Annotated in this window: 5 protein-coding genes; 2 read left to right on the top strand and 3 right to left on the bottom strand. The window is 70.8% G+C overall.

Features of this window, described 5'->3' with window-relative positions; translation table 11 throughout:
* Positions 1–4: 4 nt before the first annotated feature.
* From AACH10_RS05685 to AACH10_RS05695, 3 genes are all read right to left on the bottom strand, one after another.
* Entirely contained in the window at positions 5–1,675 is a 1,671-nt protein-coding gene (locus AACH10_RS05685) for an ABC transporter substrate-binding protein (protein ID WP_423228564.1), read from the bottom strand.
* Between the two features lie 15 nt (positions 1,676–1,690).
* Positions 1,691–2,386, bottom strand: a complete 696-nt coding sequence (locus AACH10_RS05690; protein ID WP_341409401.1) for an aspartate/glutamate racemase family protein — start codon at positions 2,384–2,386, stop codon at positions 1,691–1,693.
* A gap of 63 nt (positions 2,387–2,449) precedes the next feature.
* Positions 2,450–3,340, bottom strand: a complete 891-nt coding sequence (locus tag AACH10_RS05695; protein WP_341409402.1) for a caspase family protein — start codon at positions 3,338–3,340, stop codon at positions 2,450–2,452.
* A gap of 331 nt (positions 3,341–3,671) precedes the next feature.
* On the opposite strand from AACH10_RS05695, the gene AACH10_RS05700 reads away from it, so the two are divergent.
* Both AACH10_RS05700 and AACH10_RS05705 read left to right on the top strand, forming a co-directional pair.
* Entirely contained in the window at positions 3,672–4,286 is a 615-nt protein-coding gene (locus AACH10_RS05700; protein WP_341409403.1) for a PEP-CTERM sorting domain-containing protein, read from the top strand.
* A gap of 144 nt (positions 4,287–4,430) precedes the next feature.
* The gene (locus AACH10_RS05705) at positions 4,431–24,128 is read left to right on the top strand and encodes a CARDB domain-containing protein (protein ID WP_341409404.1); all 19,698 of its coding nucleotides are present in this window, start codon (positions 4,431–4,433) and stop codon (positions 24,126–24,128) included.
* Positions 24,129–24,203 lie beyond the last annotated feature (75 nt).

The raw sequence follows: 24,203 nt of genomic DNA on the forward strand, positions 1-24,203 counted from the left end.
GCGGTCAGTCGATCGACAACGGCGCGAGGTCGATGAACCAGCTGCGCGGCTGTACCACGCCCTTGACCTTGGCGGCGATGGCGCGCGGCCCCACGTCGTGGGCAATCCACACGAACGGCGCTTCCTCCACGATGCGGGCGTGCAGCTTGGCCAGCGCGGCGTCGCGGGCCTTGTCGTCGAAGCTGCCGCGCGCATCGGCGATCAGCTTGTCGATCTCGGCATTGCCGAAGTAGCCCCAGTTGTTGCTGACAGGCGGGAAGGTCTTGGTGCTGGTGAAGCGCACCATCGCGAAGAACGGGTCCATCGCCGCGAAGCTCACGTTGATGGCGTTGGCGCCGTTGGCCGACGGGTCCTTGGCGCCCTTGCGCCAGTTGGTGAACAGCGTGTTCCACTCGATCACGTCGAACTGCACGTCGAAGCCGCACTGCTTGAGCGACTGCTGCACGAACTCGTTCATCGGCAGCGGCTGCATCTGGCCCGAGCCGCTGGCGCTGATCTGCACCTTCACCTTCAGCGGCTTGGCCGGTGTGTGGCCGGCTTCGGCCATCAGCTTCTTGCCCTCGGCGGGGTCGTAGCGGATGTCGAACTTCGGGTTGCCCCACCACGGGTGGCCCGGCGGCACCGTGCCCTTGGGGATGGCCATCATGCCGCCCAGCAGCTTGAGCAGGCCGGTGCGGTCCACGCACAGGTTGGCGGCGTGGCGCACGCGCTTGTCCAGCCACGGCGAGCCCTCGGCAAAGCTCAGCTGCCAGGGCCACACATGGGGCTGCTGGTTGAAGTAGATCTTGTGGCCGCGCGCCTGGATGGCGGCCATGGCGTCGGGTGCTGGCGCCTCGATCCAGTCCACCTGGCCCGACAGCAGCGCGGCCGTGCGCGCATTGGCCTCGGGCATCGGCAGCAGCACCAGCTTGTCGATCTTGGGCGTGCGCTTGGGATCCCAGTAGGCCTTGTTGGGCGCCAGCTCCAGGCGCTCGCGCGCCACGAAGCGGGTCATGCGGTAGGGGCCCGAGCCGGAGGCGTCGGCGGCGAAGGCGGTCCAGGCGGCCTTGGCCTTGTCGGCCGGCGTGGCCCCGGCAGCGGCATCGAACTTCTTCTGCCAGTGCGCCGGGCTGGCCATGAACAGGTTGGTCAGGTTCAGCGGCAGGAAGGCGTCGGGCTCGCTGGTGACCAGTTCCACCGTCAGGTCGTCGATCTTCTTCGCGCTGCGCAGCGTGGGCATGCGGCTGGCGGTCACGCCCACCTGGCTGGCGTCGAACTGCGGCGCATCCTTGTCCAGCACCTTGCGCACGTTCCACACCACGGCGTCGGCATTGAAGGCGCTGCCGTCATGGAACTTGACGTTGGGCCGCAGCTTGAACACCCACTTGGTCTTGTCCTTGGCGTCCACCGCCCAGCTCAGCGCCAGGCCGGGCACCGGCACGCTGGGCGCATCGGCCTTGCTCAGGTCCCAGTGCACCAGCGCGTCGTACAGCGGGATGCCGGTGAAGCGGTTGCCCTCGAAGCCCTGGTCGGGCTGGCCCAGCGTGCGCGGGATGTCGGCCGCGGTCATCGCGATGCGCAGCACCTTCTCCTGGGCCAGCGCGGCGGGGCTGGCCAGCAGGGCGGCGGTGCCGGCCGTGGCGCCCAGGGTCAGGGCGATGGCTCGGGAAACCAGGGTTCGGGGCAGGGTTTTCATTCGGCAGGCGCTCCATCAAACGGTGGAGCGGCCTCCGCAAGCGGCGTGCCAGGCCGCCCGCAGGCCCACGCGCACGTTGTCCACCAGCGGCACCGGCACCTGACCCGCCAGCGGCGCGGCCAGGTCGGCCAGCGCCGCGCCGCCGATCACGATGGCCTGCACGTCGTCATGGGTCAGCGCCTCGCCGCAGGCCGCGCGCAGCAGGGCCTGGGCCGCCGGCGGGTCGGCCATCAGTTCGGCGCCGGTGCGCTCGACCGTCACCACCTCGGCCAGGCGGTCGGCCAGCCCCAGGCGTTCGGCCAGCGCCCACAGCAGCGGGCGCCAGGCGGCGCCGCCGGTCACGATGGCGTAGCGCCCGTCCGGCCCGCCCTGGGTGGCGGCCAGCGCCTGGGCCTGGCGCATCGCCACCTCGGCCAGGCCCAGCACGGGCACACGGGTGAGGCTGCGCAGCGCGGCCACGCCGGGGTCGCCGAAGCAGGCCACCAGCACGGCATCGGGCTCGCCATGGGTGGCCACATGGGCGGCCCAGGCGGCCGGCACGGCGCGCTCGGCCACGGCGCAGGCCGCGGCGCTGGCGATGTAGGGTTCACCGAACGGTGCGGTCACCGCATGCAGCACGCCCTCGGGCGGACGCATGGCACCAGCATGGTGCGCCAGCAGCTGGGTGACGGTGGCGCTGGTGTTCGGGTTGATCAGCAGCAGGGTGGGCATGCCGCACCCAGGGCAAGCGGCATGCCGGGGTGCGGCGCTGACAGCGCCGCGCGCACCCGTCGCTCAATAAATGATGGGATTGGCGCGGTTGGTAGCGTTGCCTTCGAGCTGCGGCACCTGGCTGAACTTGCCCTTCATGGCTGCGCGCATCTTGGCCACCACGTCCTTGCGCGAGAGCTTGTTGGCGGTGTCGCGCACGGTCTTCACGAACCAGTAGGTGAAGGCGCCGTTGTAGCGGCCGTTGAAGTAGGCGTCGGCGCTGGTCTGGTCGGACTTGCAGCCGCTCCACAGGATGTGGTGTTCGCCCGCCACGCCCTTGTCAGCCGGCTTGGCGGCCTTGGCCTTGCCCTTGGCGGGCTTGGGCGCGTCGCCACGCGCCGCGCGGTCGAGCGTGAAGCCGCGCACCTTGCGCTGCTTGACCACGCCCTGCAGCTCACCGGCGGGCGGTGCCACGTAGCGCGGCCGCGGCGCGTACAGGCTGAACTCGGCGCCCCGCAGGCCGGTGCCGCTGTGGCAGGTGTCCAGGTACACCTCCAGCAGCGTGCTGGCCGGCAGTTGCGAGAACAGCGCATTGAACTCGTCGTCGCTGATGATGCGCGCCGGGTCCCAGGCATTGCCCTTCTGCGCAATGTCGTAGGGCACGAAGGCCTCGTCCATGCCGTCGGGCTCGTCCCCGCTCTTGTCGGCCATCTGCGTGCCGTGCGAGGACAGGCTGAACAGGATGTAGCTCAGCTTGCCGGCCTTGGCCGCGGCCACCGCCGCCTGCAGCTCGGCCATGATCGCCGCCTTGGTGGCCTGCGCGTCGGTGAGCACCTTGATCTCGCTGGCCTTGAAGCCCAGCACGTCCTTGGCCAGCGCGGCCATGTCCTTGGCGTCATTGACGCAGCCGTTCAGCGCGAACTGCGGGTAGTTGGCGAACTTGTTGATGCCGACACAGATGGCTTTCTTGGTCATGACGTTCTCCTCGGTTGGGTGCGGACGGTCTCGATGCGCCGCAGGTTCACCTTGCGGCGGCGGGCCGGGCAGGGCCATCCCTAACCGGCTCGAAGGTGGGGCCGATGTCCGCAAGCGCGATGACGTGTTGCTGGGCGACCACGCCCACGCGGCCAACGGCCCGTCCCCCCGATGCGGGTGAGTCTCCCCTTGAACCGGGGGGGCGGGGGTGGGGCCAGATCAATGGTCCGGCGACAGGCCCATGACATCATGTCTGCACGGTTTCTGGGCGTGAACCAGCGTTGCGCGCGGCCACGCATTTGCAAAGTTGTTCTGGGGGCGAGAGATGGGCATGTCGATCCTGAAGACCGCACAGCGTGCGGCGGTGGCGGTGGCAGCGGTGCTGGCGTGCATGGGGGCGCAGGCTGCCGGCAGCGCCGACAAGTTCTTCTTCACCCAGGACCCGTTGCCTGTGGTCGTGGGTGGCACGGTCGTGATCACCTGGCACGACAGCGGCGTCACCAACGGCTTCGACGAGTCCACCGTCGTGCTCCAGTTCGACCCGACGGTCTTCTCGCTGGTCAGCGCGGCGGCGGGCAGTGTTTTCGGCGCGGGTGCCTTTACGTCGAGCCCGACTGCGGTGGATGTCGACTTCGGCACCGGCAGCCTGGTGCCGGGCTGGCAGTACAGCGTGTCTGGCGGCAGCCACGCGTCGCGCGCGGAGTCCGGCATGGATGTCTTCAGCGTCACGCTGCGTCTGGACCATTGGACGCCGTCGGCCAGCACCGCCGTCTACTTCATCGATCCGGTGGGCCCGGGCTTGCCCGCCAACTACTACAGCTTCGAGTCCGCCGGCGTGGCCGTTCAGGCCGTGCCCGAGCCGGCCACCGTGGCCAGCATGCTGGCTGGCTTGGTCTTGCTGGCCGGCGTGGGCGCCCGCCGCCGCCGCACCGGCGCCGTGGCCTGAACTGGCGGCAGCCAGTCTGAACCCACGCATCCACGCGGCCCGCACCGCGTGAACACCATGCACCACTGAACCGAGGGGCCAGCGCACGGCGACCTGGGGATGTGTCGCCGTCCCGCTCCTCGCGACAAACACAGGAGATCCGGGATGGACAAGCTCGTCACCAAGCTGGGCCAGCAGGCCGCACGTCGGTTGTCATCGTGGCGTTGCGCCTCGGCAGCGGCCACGCCGTTCCGGCGCAAGGCGCTGTTCGAATCGCTCGAGCCGCGCCTGCTGTTGTCGGCCGACGTGCTGCCGGGCGCCGTGCCCGCGGTCAGCGCGATGAACCCGGTCGTTGCCGAGGTGCCGACCGTCTCGTTGACGCCGCAGGTCTCCGAGCTCAGCACGCCGCTGTCGATGCAGACCTTCGGTGCGCTGGAGGGTGGCCTGCGCGTGTCCGGCGAGATGACCGGCACCGTGCCCTCCAATCCCGGTGACCTGCCCCAGTCGAGGGACTTCAGCCTCGCGTTGTCCGAGGGGCAGACGCTCAGCGTGGGCGTGACGCTCGATGCCGGCACCTTGACCGGGCACTACGGCGTGGCGCTGCTGGTGCTCGACCCGGATGGCAACGAGGTGGCGCTGGACAGCCAGTTCGACCGCGCCCAGATCCAGTCCTTTGTGGCGGGCCAGGCCGGTGTGTACACCGTGCGCATGGAAGTGGCGTTTTGGGCCGAGCCCGGTGAGTACGACCTGCCGGAGCAGGTCGGCTGGTCGCTGGTGGCCGTCGCCGATGGCGCGATCGAGCGCGAAGCGCTCGACAACGGCGACAACGACTCACGCGAGACGGCACAGTGGCTGGACGCCGCGCGGCCGCTGCCCCTGGGTGGTGCGTCGCGCACCGCCGTCGCGGGCCAGCTTCAACGCAGCCCGTCGCCCGACCCCGACTACTACCGCGTGACGCTGGCCGCGGGCGAGGCCATCGAGGTCGAGACCACGATCACCGCTGCCGATGGCTACCTGCAGTTGCTGGATGCCGACGGCCGCCTGGTGGCCTCGGCCGTGCGCACGGGCGAGACGATGTCCTGGCAAGGCCCGCAAGGCCTGCCGCGCTTCGTCAGCGACACCGGCGGCGACTACTACCTGAAGGTCGAGGCCTGGTGGTCCGGCCAGACCGATCTCGCGCCGCTGGGCTATGCGCTGGTGGTGGCGCGCAACGCCAGCCTGGATCCCGATGTGCACGACCGGCTCGGCGAGTCGGGCGTCCAACTGCTGGCCATGGCGCCGGCACCGGTGAGCGAGGCCATGGCCGCCGAGGTCAGCCTGGCCCCGGCCGCGGCCGGCATGGGGGCGTCGCGCAGCTTCGTGGCCGTGGCGCAGGGCGACACGGTGGTGGTGGACATCGCGCCGATCGCCGACAGCGGCCTGTCGGGCGTGATGCCCCTGTTGTTCGTCATCGATACCGGCACCGGCCTGGGCCTGCCGGTCACGCCCGAGACGCCGCCCGAGGGCCAGCTGGGCTGGCGCTACAGCGTGGCGGCCACCCCGGGCCAGATGCTGCGCCTGACGGTCGAGGCCGATCTGGCCGGCCAGTGGGTGATGCAGGTGCAGGGTGCGGCCGGCGTCCAAGCCGCACCGCAGGTGCAGGCCAGCGCGTTTGACGATGGTCTGGTGGCGGCCTCCAGCACCTACCAGTGGATGCTGCTGTCCGAGCCCGTGCGCGCCGACCGGATGGGGCAGCCGCACCTGTTCGACGCCGAGGGGGTCGAGCTGGAGTCGCCCACGCTGATGGTCTTCAACCAGGGCGACTACCTCTACGCGCGCCTGCCCGGCGACCTGCCGGCCGGGGCCTACCGCCTGGTGTTCGACGACGGCACCCTGGTCGACCTGACCGGCCAGCCGATGGCCGGCTTCGAGTACAGCTTCGAGCTCGACACCGTGGCACCGCAACTGCTGTCACCGGCGCCGGGCGCCGTGGTGGAACTGCAGGCGGTGGACCAATCGATCACGCTGCAGTTCGACGAGCCGATGGCCCGCTACTGGCCGTCGCCCACCTTCACCGACGCGCAGGGCCAGAACGCGGCGCTGCAGTGGTCGCATGCATGGTCGGAGGACGGCACGGTGCTCACCGTCCGCCTGTCCGGCGAACTGCCCGAGGGCATCTTCACGATGACCCTGCCGGCCTGGTCGATGGCCGACGAGGCGGGCAACCCCGTCGACGGCGATGCCGCACAGGTGGGCGTGCAGCCGCTGCAGGTGCGCTTTGCGGTCGATCGCGAGGTGGACGTGATGCCGGCGCTGGCCGCGCGCGAGCCCCTGGGTTCGCTGGTCTATGCCTCGGGCCTGAACGCCCAGCTGACCCCGGGCGATGTGGACCAGTTCACCATCGAACTGGCCGAGGGCGTCACCTTCACGGCCGTGCTGAGCACGCAGCTGGGCCAGTCGGCCGCCACACTGCCGCAGCTGGATCTGACCCTGCTCGACCCGCTGGGCAACGAGGTGGCCTACGCCGCCAGCAGCGCGCCGGGGCGCGCGTTGCTGCTGCCGGGCATCACCACCACCATGGCCGGGGCCTGGACCCTGCGCGTGAGCTCGCCCGAGGGCGGCAGCGGCGCCTATGCGGCGTCGGTGATCGTCGGGGCCGATGTGCAGCGCGAGGGCACCGAGGTGGATGGCGAACTGCAGCCGTCCAACGGCAGCCGCGCCACCGCCGAGAACCTGGATGGCAGCGCCCTGGTGCTGGCCGACGGCATCGACCGGCTGGCCAGCGTGGGTCGCTTCGCGCCCAGCGTGGATGCCGTCACCGGCGCGGTGCGGTCCGACCTGGACTTCTTCCGCTTCACGCTCGAGGCCGGCCAGTCGGCCAGCATCGTGATGGCGGTCGAAGGCGACACCTCGGTGGCCAACCTGCGCATGGCGCTGTTCGACGATTCCGGTGACTGGGCCGCCTCGGCGGGCCAGATCGTGGCCGCGGCCGTGTCCAGCCCGGCGGCCGACCGGATCATCCTCGACTACACCAACCACTCCGACAGCGCGGTGACGCTGTTCGCACGGCCGCGCGGCGACACCGCGGCGCGATACAGCCTGGTGGTGACGCGCGGCGCCAGCTTCGACATCGGTGCGACGCCCGATCAGCCCCAGGCCCTGGGGCCCACCGGGGCCGTGCTGGGGCATCTGGCCGATGGCGGCGATGTGGGCACGGGCCTGGGGGGCGGTGTCGGTCCGATCACCGGCAGCCCGGCGACCAGCCTGTATGTCAACGATGGCTCCGGCCACCTGTGGGACGTGTATTCGGACGGTGACGTCAACAACGGCACCTCCGATGCCTATGACGGCGGCCTCTACCTGCAGCTGACCGACACGCAGAGCGGTGCGGGCGCCAGCTTCGCTGCCGACAGCGGCACCCTGGCCACGGATGGTCGCACGCTGGCGCTGACCGACAGCACCACGCTGGGGCTGCAACTCGACCGCCGCATCTACGTGCCGGCCGATGACGGCTTCGCGCGCTACCTCGACCAGGTCACCAACACCGGCGCCACCACGCGCACGGTGACGCTGACGCTCAATACCAACCTCGGTTCCGACGGCGGCACGAACCTGATTGCCACCGACGCCGCTGAGGCGGCCGCCTACGACCAGGCCGACCACTGGCTGGTCACCGACGACATCGACGGCCAATGGGACCCGTCGATGGCCCATGTGGTCTGGGGCGACGGCGGTCAGGCGCCGGACCTCGCCAGCCTGTCGGTAGACCGTCTCAACCAGCGCTGGACCGTGACGCTGGCCCCTGGCCAGACCATCGGGCTGCTGCATTTCGCTGTGCAGGCGGACAACCAGGCGACCGCGCGGGCCACGGCCGAGCGTCTGGTCGGCCTGCCCCCGGAGGTCCTCACCGGCCTGTCGGCGGCTGAGCTGGCCAGCATCGTCAACTTCCGCACCGCCGCCAGCGATGCGTACCACTTCTGGGCCAACGCCGGTGATGAACTGGCGCTGGGCGTGCAGGCCGTCGGCGGCGGCGCCCTGCCGTTCGCGCTGCGCCTGGTCGATCCCGAGGGGGTGGTGCGCCTGGACACCGGCCTGCCCGAGGGCCCGATGGCCGGGCTGAGCACCGGCTACACGGTGCAGACCAGCGGCCGCTGGACGGTGCAGGTGCTGTCCTCCTCGGCCGGCGGCGAGTACCTGCTGCAGGTGGATGGCGCCACGGGCACGCCGCCGGCGCCACAGGTGGTGACCAGTTCGCCGGCCGATGGCCAGGCGGTGAACCAGCTGCCCTACATCGACGTCACCTTCGACAACTTCATCCGCTCGGACTCGGCCCAGGCCGACGACATGGTGCTGGACAGCGCGGCGCTCGAGCTGGGGCTGGCCGTGCAATCGGTGGAAGTGCGCAGCGGCAAGACCCTGCGCTTCCACCTCAACGGCGCACCGCTGGTCGAAGGCTGGGTGGGCTGGCAGATGGCCGATGGCGCCGTGCAGGGCCATGACGGCCAGGGCAGCCAGGCCGCGTCCGGCGGCATGTGGATCGACCTGACCGGGCCCGGCGTGCTGGGCGCCACCGCCGGCACGATGCGTGCACCGCTGCAGTCGGTGCAGTTCTGGCTCAGCGAGAACCTGGACATGGCGACGGTGGGCGTGGACGACATCGCCGCCTTCACCGGGCCGCAGGGCGAGGATCTGCGCGGACAGATCCAGTCGGTCAGCGTCGAGGGCGGTGTGGTCACCGTCAACCTGGCGCGGCAGACGGCCGTGGGCGCGTACAGCATCACGCTGGGCGGCCAGTTGCGCGACCTGGCCGGCAACCTGCTGGACCAGGACCAGGACGGCACCGGTGGCGAGGCCGGTGACGACAGCTTCACCACCACCATCGTGCTCACGCAGGTGGACTTGGCGATCGACAGCGTCACGCCACCCGAGGCCCTGATCACCGGCCAGTCGGCCACGGTGAGCTATGAGCTGCGCAACGGCGGTGACAGTGTGCTGCCCGCCGGCAGCAGCTGGACCGACCGGATCTGGCTGCAGGACATGGCGGGTGCCAGCTACTTCGTGGGGAATTTCGGCGTCTACCTGGGCGCGGATCTGGCGCCCGGGGCCACCGTCACCATCACGCAGCAGATCCTCGTGCCCACGTCGACCAGCATCCCGGCCGGCGCCTACCATGTGCTGGTGCTGGCCGACGCCTACGGCAACGTGGACGAGGTGGACGAAGGCAACAACCAGACGCGCTCGGACGCGACGCTGGCGTTCTCGGTGCTGCGCCCCGACCTGGTGGTGCGCGACATCACCGTGCCGGCTGCCGTGGACGGTGGCAACAACCTCACGCTGACCTGGACCGACTTCAACCAGGGCAGCGGCAACGCCGGCTCGGGCGGTGGCAGTTACCACTACTACGACCGCATCGACCTGCTCGACGCCAGCGGCACCGTGGTCAACACCTGGACGCCGTACTTCTACACCAACGGCGACATCGAGGCCGGCACCGGCGAAGCCCGCAGCTACACCATCTCGGTGCCGAATTACCGGCCGGAAGGCGACTACCGCGTGCGCATCACCACCGACACGTACAACTACGTGCAGGAGGTGGGCAACGAGAACAACAACAGCACCGAATCGGCGCCGTTCACGGTGCGCCAGTTCGACCTGCAGACGGTGGCCGTGTCCGCCAGTGCCAGCACCGTGACGATGGGCAACCAGCTCACCGTCTCGTGGGAAGTGCGCAACACCGGCAGCGCCGCCGGCAGCGGCGGCTGGTACGACCAGGTGCAGCTGATCGATCCCGCGACCGGTGCCCAGGCCTGGGGCGCCGCGGTCTATGTCAGCCCCAGCCTGCCGGCCGGCGGCAGTTACACCAACTCGTATACCTTCACCGTGCCGGTGGACGCCGCCCTGGCCAAGGGCGAGTACATCGTGCGCGTGGTGGCCGACCATTACGGCTACCGCGGCGAAGGCAACGAGGGCAACAACGCGCGCGACGCCGAGAACCGCCTGACCATCGTGAAGGCCTCGGTGCCCGATCTGGTGGTGACCGATGTGACCCCCGGCGTGGCCACCATCGCCGCCAACCTCGACCTGGCGCTCAGCTGGACGGTGGCCAACCAGGGCGACGCCGCCACCACGCGCGGCTACTACGACGACATCTTCCTCGTCGACGCCGGTGGCAACAGCACCTACCTGACCCGTCTGTACCAGTCGGGCACGGTGGCCGCGGGCAGCAGCCTCACGCGCCAGGCGGCGGTGCGTGTGCCGCACACCCTGCCGGTGGGCAACTACACGGTGCGTGTCGTCACCGATTCACTCGGCTCCATCAACGAGTTGCTGAACGAAGGCAACAACACCGGCAATTCGGGTGCGATCGCGGTGACGACGGCCATCGTGCCCGACCTGCGCATCGACAGCATCCAACTGCCGCAGCAGATCACGCTGGGCCAGCCGCTGACGCTGAACTGGACCGGATCGAACATCGGCACCGGTGACGTGGCGGCCGGCTCGGGCTGGTACGAGCGCGTGGAGTTCCTGCGCGCCAGCGACAACGCCTCGGTCTACAGCACCTACGTGTGGGTCAGCCCGAGTGGCGGCGTGGCCGCCGGCGGTGGCAGCTACACCGGCACCATCACCTTCACCCCGCCGCTGGACGCGACCAGCCTGCCTGAAGGCAACTACCGCATCCGCGTCACGGCCGACGGGCAGAGCCCGCGCGTCAACGAGTCCAACGACAACAACAACGCCTACACCGCCGAGTCGCTGGTGCCGCTGGTGGCGGCCCCCACGCCCGACCTGGTGTCGGTGGACGTGTCGGTACCGGGCTCTGCGCCGGCCAACACCCGCATCACCGTCACCTGGACCGATCGCAACGACGGCGACGCCGCCACGGCCTCGGGGTACTACAGCCGCATCGAGTTGGTGCGGGTGAGCAATGGCGGGGTCTACTGGAGCAACGATCAATACTTCGCCGAACCGGCGACCATCGCCGTCGGCGGCACCGCAACACGCAGCCAGGAGATCGTGCTGCCCAGTTCGCTGGCGCCCGGCGCCTACCGGGTGCGCGTGACCACTGACCCCTACGGCTACGTCAGCGAGTACGACCGCGAGAACAACAACCAGGCGCAGTCGGTGGACTTCACGGTCACCGAGGCCATCCGCGCCGACCTGTCGAACGCCCGCATCACGTCCGAACTGCCGGCCAGCGCCACCTTTGGCAGCAGCCTGACGCTGACGTATGCCGTCGACAACACCGGCACCGGCAGCACCCAGAACGTGCAGTGGACCGACCGCGTGCGCCTCGTGCGCGTGAGCGACGGCGCCGAGATCAGCGCCACCACCATCACCTCGGGCAACAGCGGCACCGGCGTGGCAGCCGGCGGCAGCTACAGCAACACGGTCACGCTGAGCCTGCCGTTGACGGCCGGTGTGGAGACCGGTGACTACCGCATCGAGGTCATCACCGACCAGTACGCCGCGCTGAACGAGGCCAACCGCAGCAACAACAACGGCAGCAGCCCGCTGCAGGTGAGCGTGCCCGCGCTGGCCAACCTGGTGGTGCGCGACGTGGTGGCCCCCGAGGCGGCCACGGCCGGTCTGCCGGTCGACGTGTCGTGGGTGGTGGACAACACCGGCACCGGCGGCCTGTACCTGCGCTACGGCAGCAACTACAACTACTTCCACGACCGCGTCTACCTGTACGACGCCAGCGGCACCACGCAGATCGCCGACCTGGGCGCCTTCCAGGTCAACGGCCCCTTCGCGGCCGATGCCGAACCGCTGGCCCGCGTGCAGCGCGTGACGCTGCCCGACAGCGTCGTCAACGGCAGCTACCGCATCGTGGTGGTCACCGACGTCCTCGACTACATCAACGAGCACGATGGCGAGGGCGCCGACAACCGCGCCGTGTCGGCGGTGTTCACCGTCACGCAGCCGCCGCGCGTCGATCTGCAGGTCGATACGGTCAGCGTGCCGGCCCAGGCCAGTGCCGGCGGCACGCTGTCGCTGACCTGGCGCACGCGCAATGCGGGCAGCGCCGACTTCGTGGGCAGCTTCCGCGAGCAGGTGCAGATCTCGCCGGTGGCCGATTTCAGCAGCGGTGTGCAGACGCTGTCGCCCACGCTGCAGTTCAGCGGCAGCATCACGGCGGGCAGCGCGGCCGAGCGCAGTGCCGACATCACCTTGCCGATCTCGGTCAACGGCGCCAACGAGGTCAGCAAGACCTGGTTCGTGCGCGTGGTCACCGACACGTCCAACCAGGTCTACGAGTACAACCTCGAGAACAACAACGCCAGCACGCCGGGCACCACGGTGATCACGCGGCCGGCCCTGCCGGACCTGGTGGTGACCGTGGCCGACGCGCCGGCGGCTGCCGTGGCCGGCAGCGAGGTGGTGGTGACCTACACCGTCACCAACAACGGCACGGCCGATGCCGGCCCGCGCACCGACCGCGTGCGCCTGAACGTGGAGAGCGGCAGCGCCTGGGCGCTCCAGGTCGACAACGCGGTCGACGGCGTGCTGGCGGCCGGCGCCTCGCAGACCCTCACCGTGCGCATCGCGCTGCCGGTGAACAGCGGCAACACCGGCTTCAGCGGCCGGCTGCGTGCGCAGGTCACGGCCGACATCGGCGCCAACGTCGTCGAGTACCCGTTCGACGACAACAACACCCGGCTCGACACCGACCAGATGCTGGTCACGCTGCCGCCGCTGGCCAACCTCACGGTGGGCAACATCGTGGCCCCGGTCGACGCCCTCACCGAGACCGAGGTGCCGCTGCGCTGGACCATCACCAACAGCGGCGCGGCGGCCACCGGCAGCGGCTGGACCGACCAGCTCTACCTGTCGGCCGACGGCGTGATCGACGCCAGCGACCGCCTGCTGGGCAGCTTCAGCGCCGAGACGGTGCTGGCCGCCGGGGCCTCGATCGAGCGGGTGCAGACCGTCACGCTGCCGCGTGACCTGGTGGGCACCTGGCGCCTGCTGGTGCGCACCGACGCCGGCAACCAGCTCTACGAGGGCCCCGCCGGCGAGGGCGACAACGTCGGCGTCGACGCCGACACCTTCACCACCCGCCTGCGCCCGCTGCCCAACCTGGTGGTGAGCAGCGTCACGCCGCCCGAGAACGCGTTCTCGGGCCAGAACGCCGTGGTGCACTGGACGGTGGCCAACACCGGCACCGGCGCCACCAGCGCGCCGGTCTGGCACGACCGGGTCTACCTGTCGCTCGACGACACGCTGGACAACGCCGACACGCTGCTGGCCTCGGCCGTCAACCCCGGCTACCTGGACGTGGGCGGCGCCTATGCCAACAGCGCCGAGTTCACGCTGCCGCGCGGCATCGATGGCAACTACCGCTTCATCGTCGTCACCGATGCGGACCAGCAGCTGTTCGAAGGGGTCAACGGCTCGGCCGCGGAAGCCGACAACACCAGCGCTCCGGCCGCGGCACGGGTCACGCTGACCCCGCCGCCCGACCTGAAGGTGAGCCTGGTCAGCGCCCCGCCGCAGGCCTTCTCGGGCGAGCCGGTGACGGTGAACTGGACCGTCCTGAACGACGGCGAGGGCCGCACCCGCGAAACCAGCTGGGCCGACCGCGTGTACCTGTCGGTCGACGACCGGCTGGATGCCGGCGACACCCAGCTTGGCGACTTCTGGCACGCCGGTGCGCTGAGCACGGGCGAGAGCTACAACGGCGCCGCCACCGTGACGCTGCCGATCGGTGTGGCCGGTCCGTTCTACTTCATCGTGGCCACCGACATCTACGGCAGCGTCTACGAGCACACCAGCGAGAACAACAACAGCGGCGTCGAAACCACGCCGACCTCGATCCTGCTGACGCCGCCGCCCGATCTGGAGATCGTGGACGCGGCCTTTGCCGACACCGCGCGCGCCGGCACCACCTACAGCGTGCAGCTGCAGGTCGAGAACCTGGGTGGCACGGCCACGCCGGAGCGCCAGGCCTGGTGGTACGACCAGGTGTGGCTGTCGCTGGACGATCACATCGATGCCAGCGACCTGTCGCTCGGCACGGCCTGGCACTACGGCGTGGTGGCCGATGGCAGCGGCTATACCGCCCATGTGAGCGGCCAGCTGCCCAGCAACCTGCAGGGCGAGTTCAAGCTGCTGGCCCGCCTGGACAACGGCAACCAGCTGTTCGAGGGCGCCCAGGGCGACGCCAACAACACCCAGGTGCTGGGCGCGGTGTCGGTGTACCAGTCGCGCCCCGACCTGGTGGTCGACACCCTGAGCCTGCCGCCCAGCGTGGAGGCCGGCCGCACGGCGCTGTTCTCGTGGACGGTCACCAACCAGGGCAATGGCGACACCATCGCCGCCAGCTGGACCGACAGTCTGTGGGTCAGCCTGGACGATGCACTGGGCGATGGCAACGACGTGCTGATCGGCAGCGTCGCGCACCAGGGTGTGCTGGCACCCGGTGCCAGCTACACGGTGGACGTGGCGCCGGCGCTGCCCTTCGCGCTCAAGGGCGCCGGCCGCTTCTATGTGCGCACCGATGCCGGCGCCCAGATCACCGAGTCGGCCGAGGCCAACAACGTCTCGGCCGTGGTGCAGGCGTCGATCGCGCGGCGCGAGTCCGACCTGACGGTCAGCGAGGCCGTGGTCACGCCGGTGGCCGGCGACGACCGCAGCTTCGACCTGCATTTCGTGGTGCGCAACGACGGCATCGCCGCCACGCACCTGAACGCCTGGAACGACGGCGTCTGGCTGTCCACCGACGGCGTCATCGGCGCTGGCGACACGCGGGTCAAGACCGTGTACCGCGGCAACCCGCTGGCCGCGGGCGACAGCTACACGGTCGACCTGCGCATCACCGTGCCGGCCAGCGTGCCCGAAGGCAGCTTCAAGGTGCTGGTGCGGGCCGACGAGGACAGCGCCCTGATCGAGAGCGCCGAGAACAACAACGTGGCCCAGGCCCAGGTGAGCATCGGCGGTCTGCCGTCGCCCGACGGTGAACTGCCGATCGGCGGCCTGGAGGTGCTGACGCCGCAGTTCACGGTGGTGGCGGTCGATGCGCCCGAGGCGGCCTTCAGCGGCCAGCAGGTCACCGTGCGCTGGACGGTGCGCAACGACGGCGACGCCGCGGTCAATCCGTACTGGTGGTCGTCGGCCTACGACCAGGTCTTCCTGTCGTCCGACCCGTTCCTGGACAGCGGCGACATCTCGCTGGGCTATGCCAGCTGGGGCAGCCAGGCCGGCGGTGGCAACGAGGTCGAGCGCAGCCTCGACGTCACGCTGCCGGTGGGCCGTGCGGGCCCGTTCTACGTGCTGGTCAAGGCCGATGCGGGCAACCGCTTCGCCGAGGGCTCGGAGCTTGACAACACCGGCTTCGACCCCGCGCTGCTGGATGTGACGCTGGCCCCGCCGGCCGATCTGGTGGCCGGCACCATCAGCCTGCCGGCCAATGCCCAGCCCGGTCAGGCCATGGACATCACCTACACGGTGAACAACGCCAGCACCAATGCCGCGCTGGGCGCCTGGCGCGACACGCTGTACCTGTCGCGCGACGATGTGCTGGACACCGGCGACGTGGTCTTCGGCAGCGTCGATGTCTACGGCCCGGTGGCCGGCGGCACCGCCTACAGCCGCACCGTGCATGCCACCGTGCCGGGCGTCGATCCCGGTGAGTACAAGCTGATCGTGCGCAGCGACGTGCGCAACGTGCTGGTCGAGGCCAGCGAGGCGAACAACCTGTCGGCCTCGGTCGATGCCGTCACGCTCGACGTGCCGGCGCTCACGCTGGGCCAGGCCACCACCGGCACGCTGGCGGCCGGCCAGTCGCTGTTCTTCAAGGTGACCGTGGGGGCCGGCGAGGCGCTGCGCTTCACGCTCGACGGTCCGGGCGACGATGTGGCCCATGACCTGTGGGTCAGCCATGCCTCGGTGCCCTCGCGTTCGCGCAACGACGTGGGCAGCGGCGAGCAGTACACGCCCGATCCGGTGCTCACCGTGCCCACCACCGAGGCCGGTGTGTACTACGTGCGCGTGGACGCCGGCTTCGCCAGCGGCGCCTATTCGCTGCGCGCCGACCTGGTGCCGTTCACGATCGAGCGGGTGTCCAAGGACACGGTCGGCAATGCCGGCGAGGCCACGCTGCGCGTGGACGGTGCGCGCTTCGACGACGGCACCCGCTTCCAGCTGGTCGCGGCCGACGGCCGCACCTTCGAGGCGGTGGCCGTGTCGCTGCGCGACGCCGGCCGCGCCTATGTCACGTTCGACCTGTTCGGTGCCGAGCTGGGCCAGTACGACCTGCGCGCCCTGCGGGTGGACACCGCCACCGGCGCCACGGTGCAGGCCACGCTGGCCGATTCGGTCACGGTCATCGAGGGCGAGGGCCCTGACGCCTTCCTGTCGATCAGCGGCCCCACGGCCGTGCAGGTCAACCGCGACGCCAGCTTCGTGCTGAACTACAGCAACGACGGCGATGGCGACACCCGTGCGCCGCTGATCATCGTCACGCCCAGCAATGGCACGCAGATCGGCCTGTCGAGCAAGACGCTGGGCACCGAGCCGCTGTTCCTGCTGGGCACCAGCCTGGACGGCCCGATCGACCTGCTGCGCCCCGGCGCGCGCTACAGCCTGCCGGTGGCCTACCGGGCCCCGGGCGAGGCCGGCTTCCTGTCGATCCAGGCGCGGCCGGTGCAATCCGACAGCACCGAGACCATCGCCGACTGGGCCCTGATCGAGCGCGCGCTGCGCCCGGCCGGCGTGCAGCTGGCGGCCTGGCAGACCTTCTGGGCCCGCGTGCAGCCCACGCTGGGCAGCACGATGGGCGAGCTGGTCGACGTGCTCAACGACATGGCCAAGCGCCTGTCGCCGGCGGGCGACCCGATCCGCGACGTGCGTGCGCTGTTCGCCGCGCAGATGGCGCTGGACGCCACCTGGCGCCCGGCCTCGGCCATCACCGGTCAGCTGCGCCAGGGCAACGATGCCGCGGCCGTGGTGGCGGGTCAGACCGTCACCGCCTGGGCGCCGGATGGCGACAGCTATGTGAAGGCCGGCTCGGGCGTCACCGATGCCGACGGCCATTTCGTCATCGGTGGCCTCACCGCTGGCAGCTATGTGCTGGCCATCGACAACGGCGCCGTCGACCAGGACCGTGACGGTGTCGAGGACACGCTGCTGCCCAGCGTCACCGTGCTGGCCTCGGCCGACACCGATGCCGGCACGCTGTACCAGCAGGTGCAGGCGCCGCGCCCGGCCGCGCAGGAGTCGATCCCGGTGGTGGCGGTCGACGAAGCCGGCCAGGCCTGGGTGGCCTGGATCAAGGAAGACACGCTGTGGGTGGCCCGCCGTGACGGCGACCACTGGGTCGACGCGCAACGCCTGGTGCAGGGCAACGTGGCCAACGTGGCCATGGTGGCCAGCACCAAGCTGCTCGACGGCACTGGTGCCGGCGTGATGATCAGCTGGGTGGCCGGCGAGGGCAACGAGGCCGAGCTGTTCTTTGCCGTGGGCCGCATCGGCGGTGGCGCGGTGCAGTGGTCGGATGCGGTGCAGCTCACCGACGACGCCGTGGCCGACAGCCTGCCGCGCCTGGCGGTCGACGCGCTGGGCCGCGTGACCCTGGTCTACCTGAAGGAGGACGCGTCCATCCAGGACGACACCGACCTCTACCAGATGCGCCTGACGCTCAGCGCCGCGGGGCTGGTGTTCACGCCGGCCGAGGTGCCGGCCTACAACGGCATCTCGCCCGAGAGCATCTCGTTCACCGGCAGCTGGACGATCTGGGAGAACGACTTCCTGTTCCCGATGGTCCTCAAGGGCGAGGTCGCCATCGAGGCCGGCGTGGACGGCTGCGACTACAACGCCAGCATCGCCGGCGGCATCAACTTCGAGGTGGGCAGCGACCAGCCGGGTCCGGACGACTCGGCCTTCTCGTCCAACATCAAGGTCGGCATCAAGGGCAACATCAAGGCCCAGGCCAGCTGGACGGCCGACACCGAGACGCAGGACTGGAAGTTCAAGGAGGCCACGGCCAGCGTCAACGCCACCGGCGAGGTGAGCTGGGGCAACGGCCTGCTGATCCTGCTGGAGAAGCTGGGCCCGCAGGGCTTCGCCGCGTCGCGCCTGATCCAGACCGGCATCGGCTTCGTCAACCGCTTCACGCCGCTGACCATCACCAACGGCGTCAAGGGCAGCCTGGGCTTCAGCTTCGAGGCCATGAAGTGGAACAGCACGCCGCCCACCACCAGCTTCCGCGCGCCGGACGACTGGGGCGCCGTGTCGATGCAGCTGGGCGCCGGCGCCTGGCTGCGCGCCACGCAGGACGGCGTCAACGACGCCAAGGTCGAGGTCTCGGCCAACCTGAACGCCGAGTTCAACCTGCTGCCCAGCCTGGGCCTGAAGAAGCTCAGCGGCAACGTGGCCATCGAGGCCGAGTACAAGTGGTTCAAGTTCTCGGCGTCCAAGGACCTGTTCAACATCCAGTCGCTGTCGTCCGACGAGCTGATGGCGCTGGCTGCGGATGACGAGAACGGCGTCTTCACCATCGACAGCGGCCTGGTCATCGGCACCGGCAACGTCTATGGCGACAACGCGCTGTTCGGCAGCGCCGCCGCCGCCACCGACCTGTTCAGCGACGGCGCCGTGGCGCTGTCCACCGCGCCCGACGGCACGCTGAACGCGGTATGGTCGCGCACGGTCGATCCGGCCGCCGGCATCAACACCGACGAGCTGCGCACGGCCGCCTATGTCAACGGCGAATGGGTCGAGACCGGCACCATCGCCGGTGCCGACGGCTTCATCAGCGGCCTGCGCACGATGTTCGACGCCAGCGGCCGGCTGGTGGCGGTGTGGACGCGCGAGGACAACAACGGCGCCGCCGGCTACGCCAGCTTCGACGAGCTGAACGCCGCGCGTGACCGTGCCGACATCTGGTACGCCGTGCGTGCCGCCGACGGCACCTGGGGCACGCCGCAGGCACTGGCCGTGACCGACCAGCGCGACCTGCAGGCCGCGCTGGGCATGGGCAGCGACGGCACCGTGATGCTGGCCTGGGTGGCCACCACCGAAGGCGCCGACACGCTGCAGGTGGCCGCCTTCGACGGCACGGGCTTCGGTCCGGCCACCGTGGTGGCCACGGGCGACGACTATGCCGACGCCACCTTCGCCCGCATCGGCGGCAGCCTGGAGCTCTACTGGACCACCGACCTGCGCGCCACCGAGGCGCGTGATCCGGCCATCATGAGCGCCCGCCTGGGGGCGGGTGGCTGGTCGACGCCGGCCGGGTTCAGCTATGTCTCGCTGGCCGGCGAGGCGGCGGACGAGCAGGGCGGCGTCAGCGCCACCAGCCTGGGCAGCTTCAACCCCACGGCCATCCTGCCGCACGAGCCGGTGCCCGAGGACTGCCTGAAGTGCACGCCCGACAAGATCAAGAAGATCAAGGAGTCGGCGCCCGACTGCCGCCCCGGCGGTGGCAGCAGCACCACGCTCGATCCGAAGACCTGCATCGAGAAGACCATCACCTACGCGCCCTGCGTCACCCGGCCGCGCGACCCCAACGACATCCTGGGCCCCGATGGCTTCGGCGACGAGAAGTGGATCAAGGCCGCCGACGCGCTCGACTACACGATCCGCTTCGAGAACGCTGCCGATGCCACCGCACCGGCGCAGGTGGTCACGGTCACGCAGACCCTGGACGCCGACCTGGATCCGCGCAGCTTCCGCGTCACCGGCTTCGGCTTCGCCGATGTGCGGGTCGAGCCGACGCAAAGCCGCGCGTTCTACAGCGGACGCCTGGACCTGCGTGACACCCAGGGCATCTATGTGGACGTGACGGTGAACATCGACACCGCCACACGCGTCGTCACCTGGACCTTCACGTCGATCGATCCGGCCACTGGTAACGTGCCGGTGGATGCCAACCTCGGCTTCCTGCTGCCCAACGACGACAGCGGCCGCGGTGACGGCTTCGTCAGCTACACGGTCAAGCCGCTGCGCAACAGCGCCACCGGCACCGTGATCGATGCGCAGGCGCGCATCGTGTTCGACGCCGAGGCCCCGATCGACACGCCGCCGATCTTCAACACGCTGGATGCCGGCCTGCCGAGCAGCCGGGTCGAGGTGCTGCCGGCCACCACCGACAGCCCGACCTTCACCGTGCGCTGGGGCGGCACCGACGCCACCGGCGGCTCGGCCATCCGCGACTACGAGGTGTATGTCAGCACCGATGGCGGCGCCTTCGCGCTGTGGCAGCTGGCCACCACCGACACCGAGGCGCTGTTCGAGGGCGAGGGCGGCCACGTCTACGCCTTCTACAGCCTGGCGCGCGACAACGCCGGCAACGTCGAGGCCGCGCCGGCCACGGCCGATGCCAGCATCCGCGTGCTGGCGCAGACCGGCAGCATCGACGGCACGGTGTTCAACGACATCGACTTCGACGGCACGCGCGACGAGGGCGAAGGGGCGGCCGAAGGTTGGACGGTGTTCGTCGATGTCGACGCCGATGGCGTGCTCGACGATGGCGAGGCCTCGGTGGTCACGGCCGCCGATGGCGCCTGGCGCTTCGCCGACCTGCAGCCCGGCACCTGGCGCATCGCGATGCAGGCGCGCAGCGGCTACGAGATCACCAGCCCGGTGGCCGGCTACGTGGACGTGGCCATCGCCGCCGGTGATGCGCAGACCGGCCGCAGCTTCGGCACGCTGGCGCTGGGCGCGATCGGTGGCGTGCAGTTCAACGACCTGAACGGCAACGGCCAGCGCGAGGCCGGCGAGGACGGCCTGGCCGGCTGGACCGTGTTCATCGACGCCGACGGCGACGCGCTGCTCGACGAGGGCGAGCGCTTCACCGTCACCGCCGCCGATGGCAGCTACGCCTTCGCCAACCTGCGTCCGGGCACCTACCATGTCGCCGCGGTCACGCCCGAAGGCTGGGTGCAGACCCGGCCGGGCACCGCCAGCGCGGGCCAGAGCCAGACCGCCACGGTGGTCACGCTGGCCGGCTCGCTGGCCTCGATCAGCCTGCCGGCCTGCGCCTGCGGCGGCACCATCACCACGGTGGCGGCGCAGCAGGCCGGCTGGGACGAGCAACTGGTCGAGCTGGACCAGCTGCGCGCCGACCCCGGCTATGCCGGCGTCGACGGCAGCGGCGTGCGTGTGGTGGTCATCGACACCGGCATCGACGCCACGCACCCGTTCTTCGATGGCCGCGTGGTCTACCAGTACGACTTCGCCGACAACGACACGCAAGCCATCGACCGCAACGGTCACGGCACGCACGTGGCCGGCGTGATCGCCGGCGCTGACGCGCTGTTCGGCGGCGTGGCGCAAGGTGCCGAGCTGATCGTGCTGAAGGTCTTCGGCGACGACGGCAGCGGCTCCTTCGCCAACCTGGAGCGCGCGCTGCAGTGGGTGAACGCCAATGCCGCGGCCTGGAACATCGGCGTGGTCAACCTGTCGCTGGGCGACGGGGCCAACTGGGCCGATGCGGGCAGCCGCTACGGCCTGGGTGACGAGTTCGCGGCCCTGGCGGCCCAGAACGTCATCACCGTGGCCGCGGCCGGCAACAACTACGCCAACGTCAACGCCCTCGGCGTGGCCTACCCGGCCGCCGACCCGGCGGTGCTGGCGGTGGGCGCGGTGTGGGCCGGTGACTTCGGTGGTCCGTGGCGCTTCGGCAACGGCGGCGTCGACGAGGCCACCGGCTCCGACCACATCGCCAGCTTCAGCCAGCGCGACGACGACCAGGTGGACATCTTCGCGCCTGGCGCGCGGCTCACCTCGGCGGCCATCGGCGGCGGCGTGCGCACCATGCAGGGCACCAGCCAGTCGGCCGCCTATGTCTCGGGCGTGGCGGCCCTGGCCCAGCAGATGGCGCACCAGCACCTCGGCCGCGCGCTGACGGTGGGCGAGTTCCACACGCTGCTGGCCAGCACCGCGGTGACGATCCACGACGGTGACGACGAGCGCGACAACGTGGCCAACAGCGGCCTCGACTTCGGCCGCCTCGACGTCAAGGCGCTGGCCGACGCCATCGTCGCGATGGGCGGCGGCCAGGCGGGCGGCGGTGACGGCGGCGGTGACACCGGCGCGGGCGACGGCGGCACGCCAGTGCAGCCCTCGGCCGGTGGCGGCACCGTGACCGTGACGCTGAACCCCGGCCAGGTGGTCAGCGACGCCGACTTCGGTGCCTTCCAGCTCGGCCAGGTGGCCGGCCTGGTGTTCGACGACCGCGACGCCGACGGCGTGCGCGACGACGGCGAGGCCGGCATCGCCGGGGCCACGGTGTTCATCGACACCAACGGCAACGGCCAGGCCGACGACGGCGAGACCACCGTGACCACCGATGCCCAGGGCCACTGGCAGCTGGGCGGCCTGCGCGCCGGCACGCTGACCTTCACCGAAGCCCTGCCGGCCGGTTGGGCCCGCGGTGCGGCCAGCGGCAGCCACACCGTCACGGTGAGCAGCGGCCTGAACCGCAACGACCTGGACTTCGGCCGCCACGACGTGGCGCCGGTGGCCCAGGACGACAGCGCCAGCACCGTGGCCGACCGCGCCGTGTCGGGCAACGTGCTCGACAACGACAGCGATCCCGGCCGCGCCGACCTGGCCCTGCTGACGGTCAGCCTGGTCAGCGGCCCGGCGCATGGCACGCTCACGCTGGGCAGCAACGGCGCCTTCACCTACACGCCGGCCAGCGGCTACGAGGGGACCGACAGCTTCCGCTACGCGGTCAGCGACGGCGTCAGCCAGAGCGAGGCCACGGTCACGCTCACCGTGCGCCATGACCTGCTGCGGGTGCAGCAGTTCCGCGGTGGCCACGACGGCTTCACCGTCGGCTTCTCGCGGCCGGTGGCGGTCGACGGCCTGGACATCGACGGCCTGGCCGGCGACATCGTCGTCACCAACGCCGCCGGTCAGGTGGTGGCCGGCTCGCTGTTCGTCGCGCCGGATGGCCTGAGCGCACGCTTCCTGGCTTCGGGCGGCGTGCTGGCCGACGGCACCTACACCGTGCGCCTGCGCGCCGGTGCCGAGGCGCTGCGCGACACGGCAGGCGTGCTGCTCGACGGCGATGCCGACGGCAGTGCCGGCGGTGACTGGGTGGGCAGCTTCGGCGTGACCCGCGGCAACGCGGTCACCGTGGGGCTGGCCGACACGGCGCGCGGCGCCGGCCAGGCGCTGGGTGTGGCCATCGGCGACACCGGTCTGGCGGTGCGGCTGAGCAACGGCACGGGCGTCACCTCGGTGCGCTTCACGCTGGCCTACGACCCGGCGCTGCTGGGCGTGGCCACGCTGCAGCGCGGCAGCGGCCTGCCGGCCGGTGCCACGTTCAGCGCCACCTCGGCCGGCAACGGCCTGATCGCGGTGGAGATCAGCGCGGCCGCCGGCCTGCCGGCCGGTGCGCTCACGCTGGCGCAGCTGGTGGCCACCGTGCCTGCCGGGGCCAGCTACGGCGCGGCCGGCGTGATCGACGTGCGCGAGCTGCTGGTCAACGGCGGGGCCCAGGCCGCGCTGGACGACGACGCGGTGCATGTCGCGGCCTTTGCTGGCGACCTGAACCGCGATCGCCAGCACAGCGCGGCCGACGTGACGCTGATGCGCCAGCTGCTGGCGGGCGGCATCGGTCGTCTGCCGGGCTGGGCGCTGGTCGACGGCCGCCTGCTCGGCGACGTGAACGGCAGCGGCAGCTTCGACGCGGTGGATCCGCTGCGTCTGGAGCAGGCGCTGGCCGGCACGGCCGGCATCACGGTGCCGATCCCCGGTGCGCCGGTGGTGCCGCCGGCCACGCCGCCGGTGATCCGCGTCACGGTGCCGCCGCGCGTCGTGCCGCCGATCGTCACGCCGCGCTTGGCCAGCACACCCCTGAGCACGGTGACGCCGCTGGTGAGTGCCTCTGCCACAATCACCGCGAACGCCAGCATCCGCGTGACGCTCTGATCCTGTGCTGAGGCGGTGGAGGGGCCTGCGGGCCCCTTCCGCCTTTCGTGGCCAGGCCCGCCGGTGGCGTGCCTG

Origin of the sequence: Pseudaquabacterium inlustre (assembly GCF_038066595.1) — a bacterium.
Taxonomy (GTDB): domain Bacteria; phylum Pseudomonadota; class Gammaproteobacteria; order Burkholderiales; family Burkholderiaceae_C; genus Pseudaquabacterium; species Pseudaquabacterium inlustre.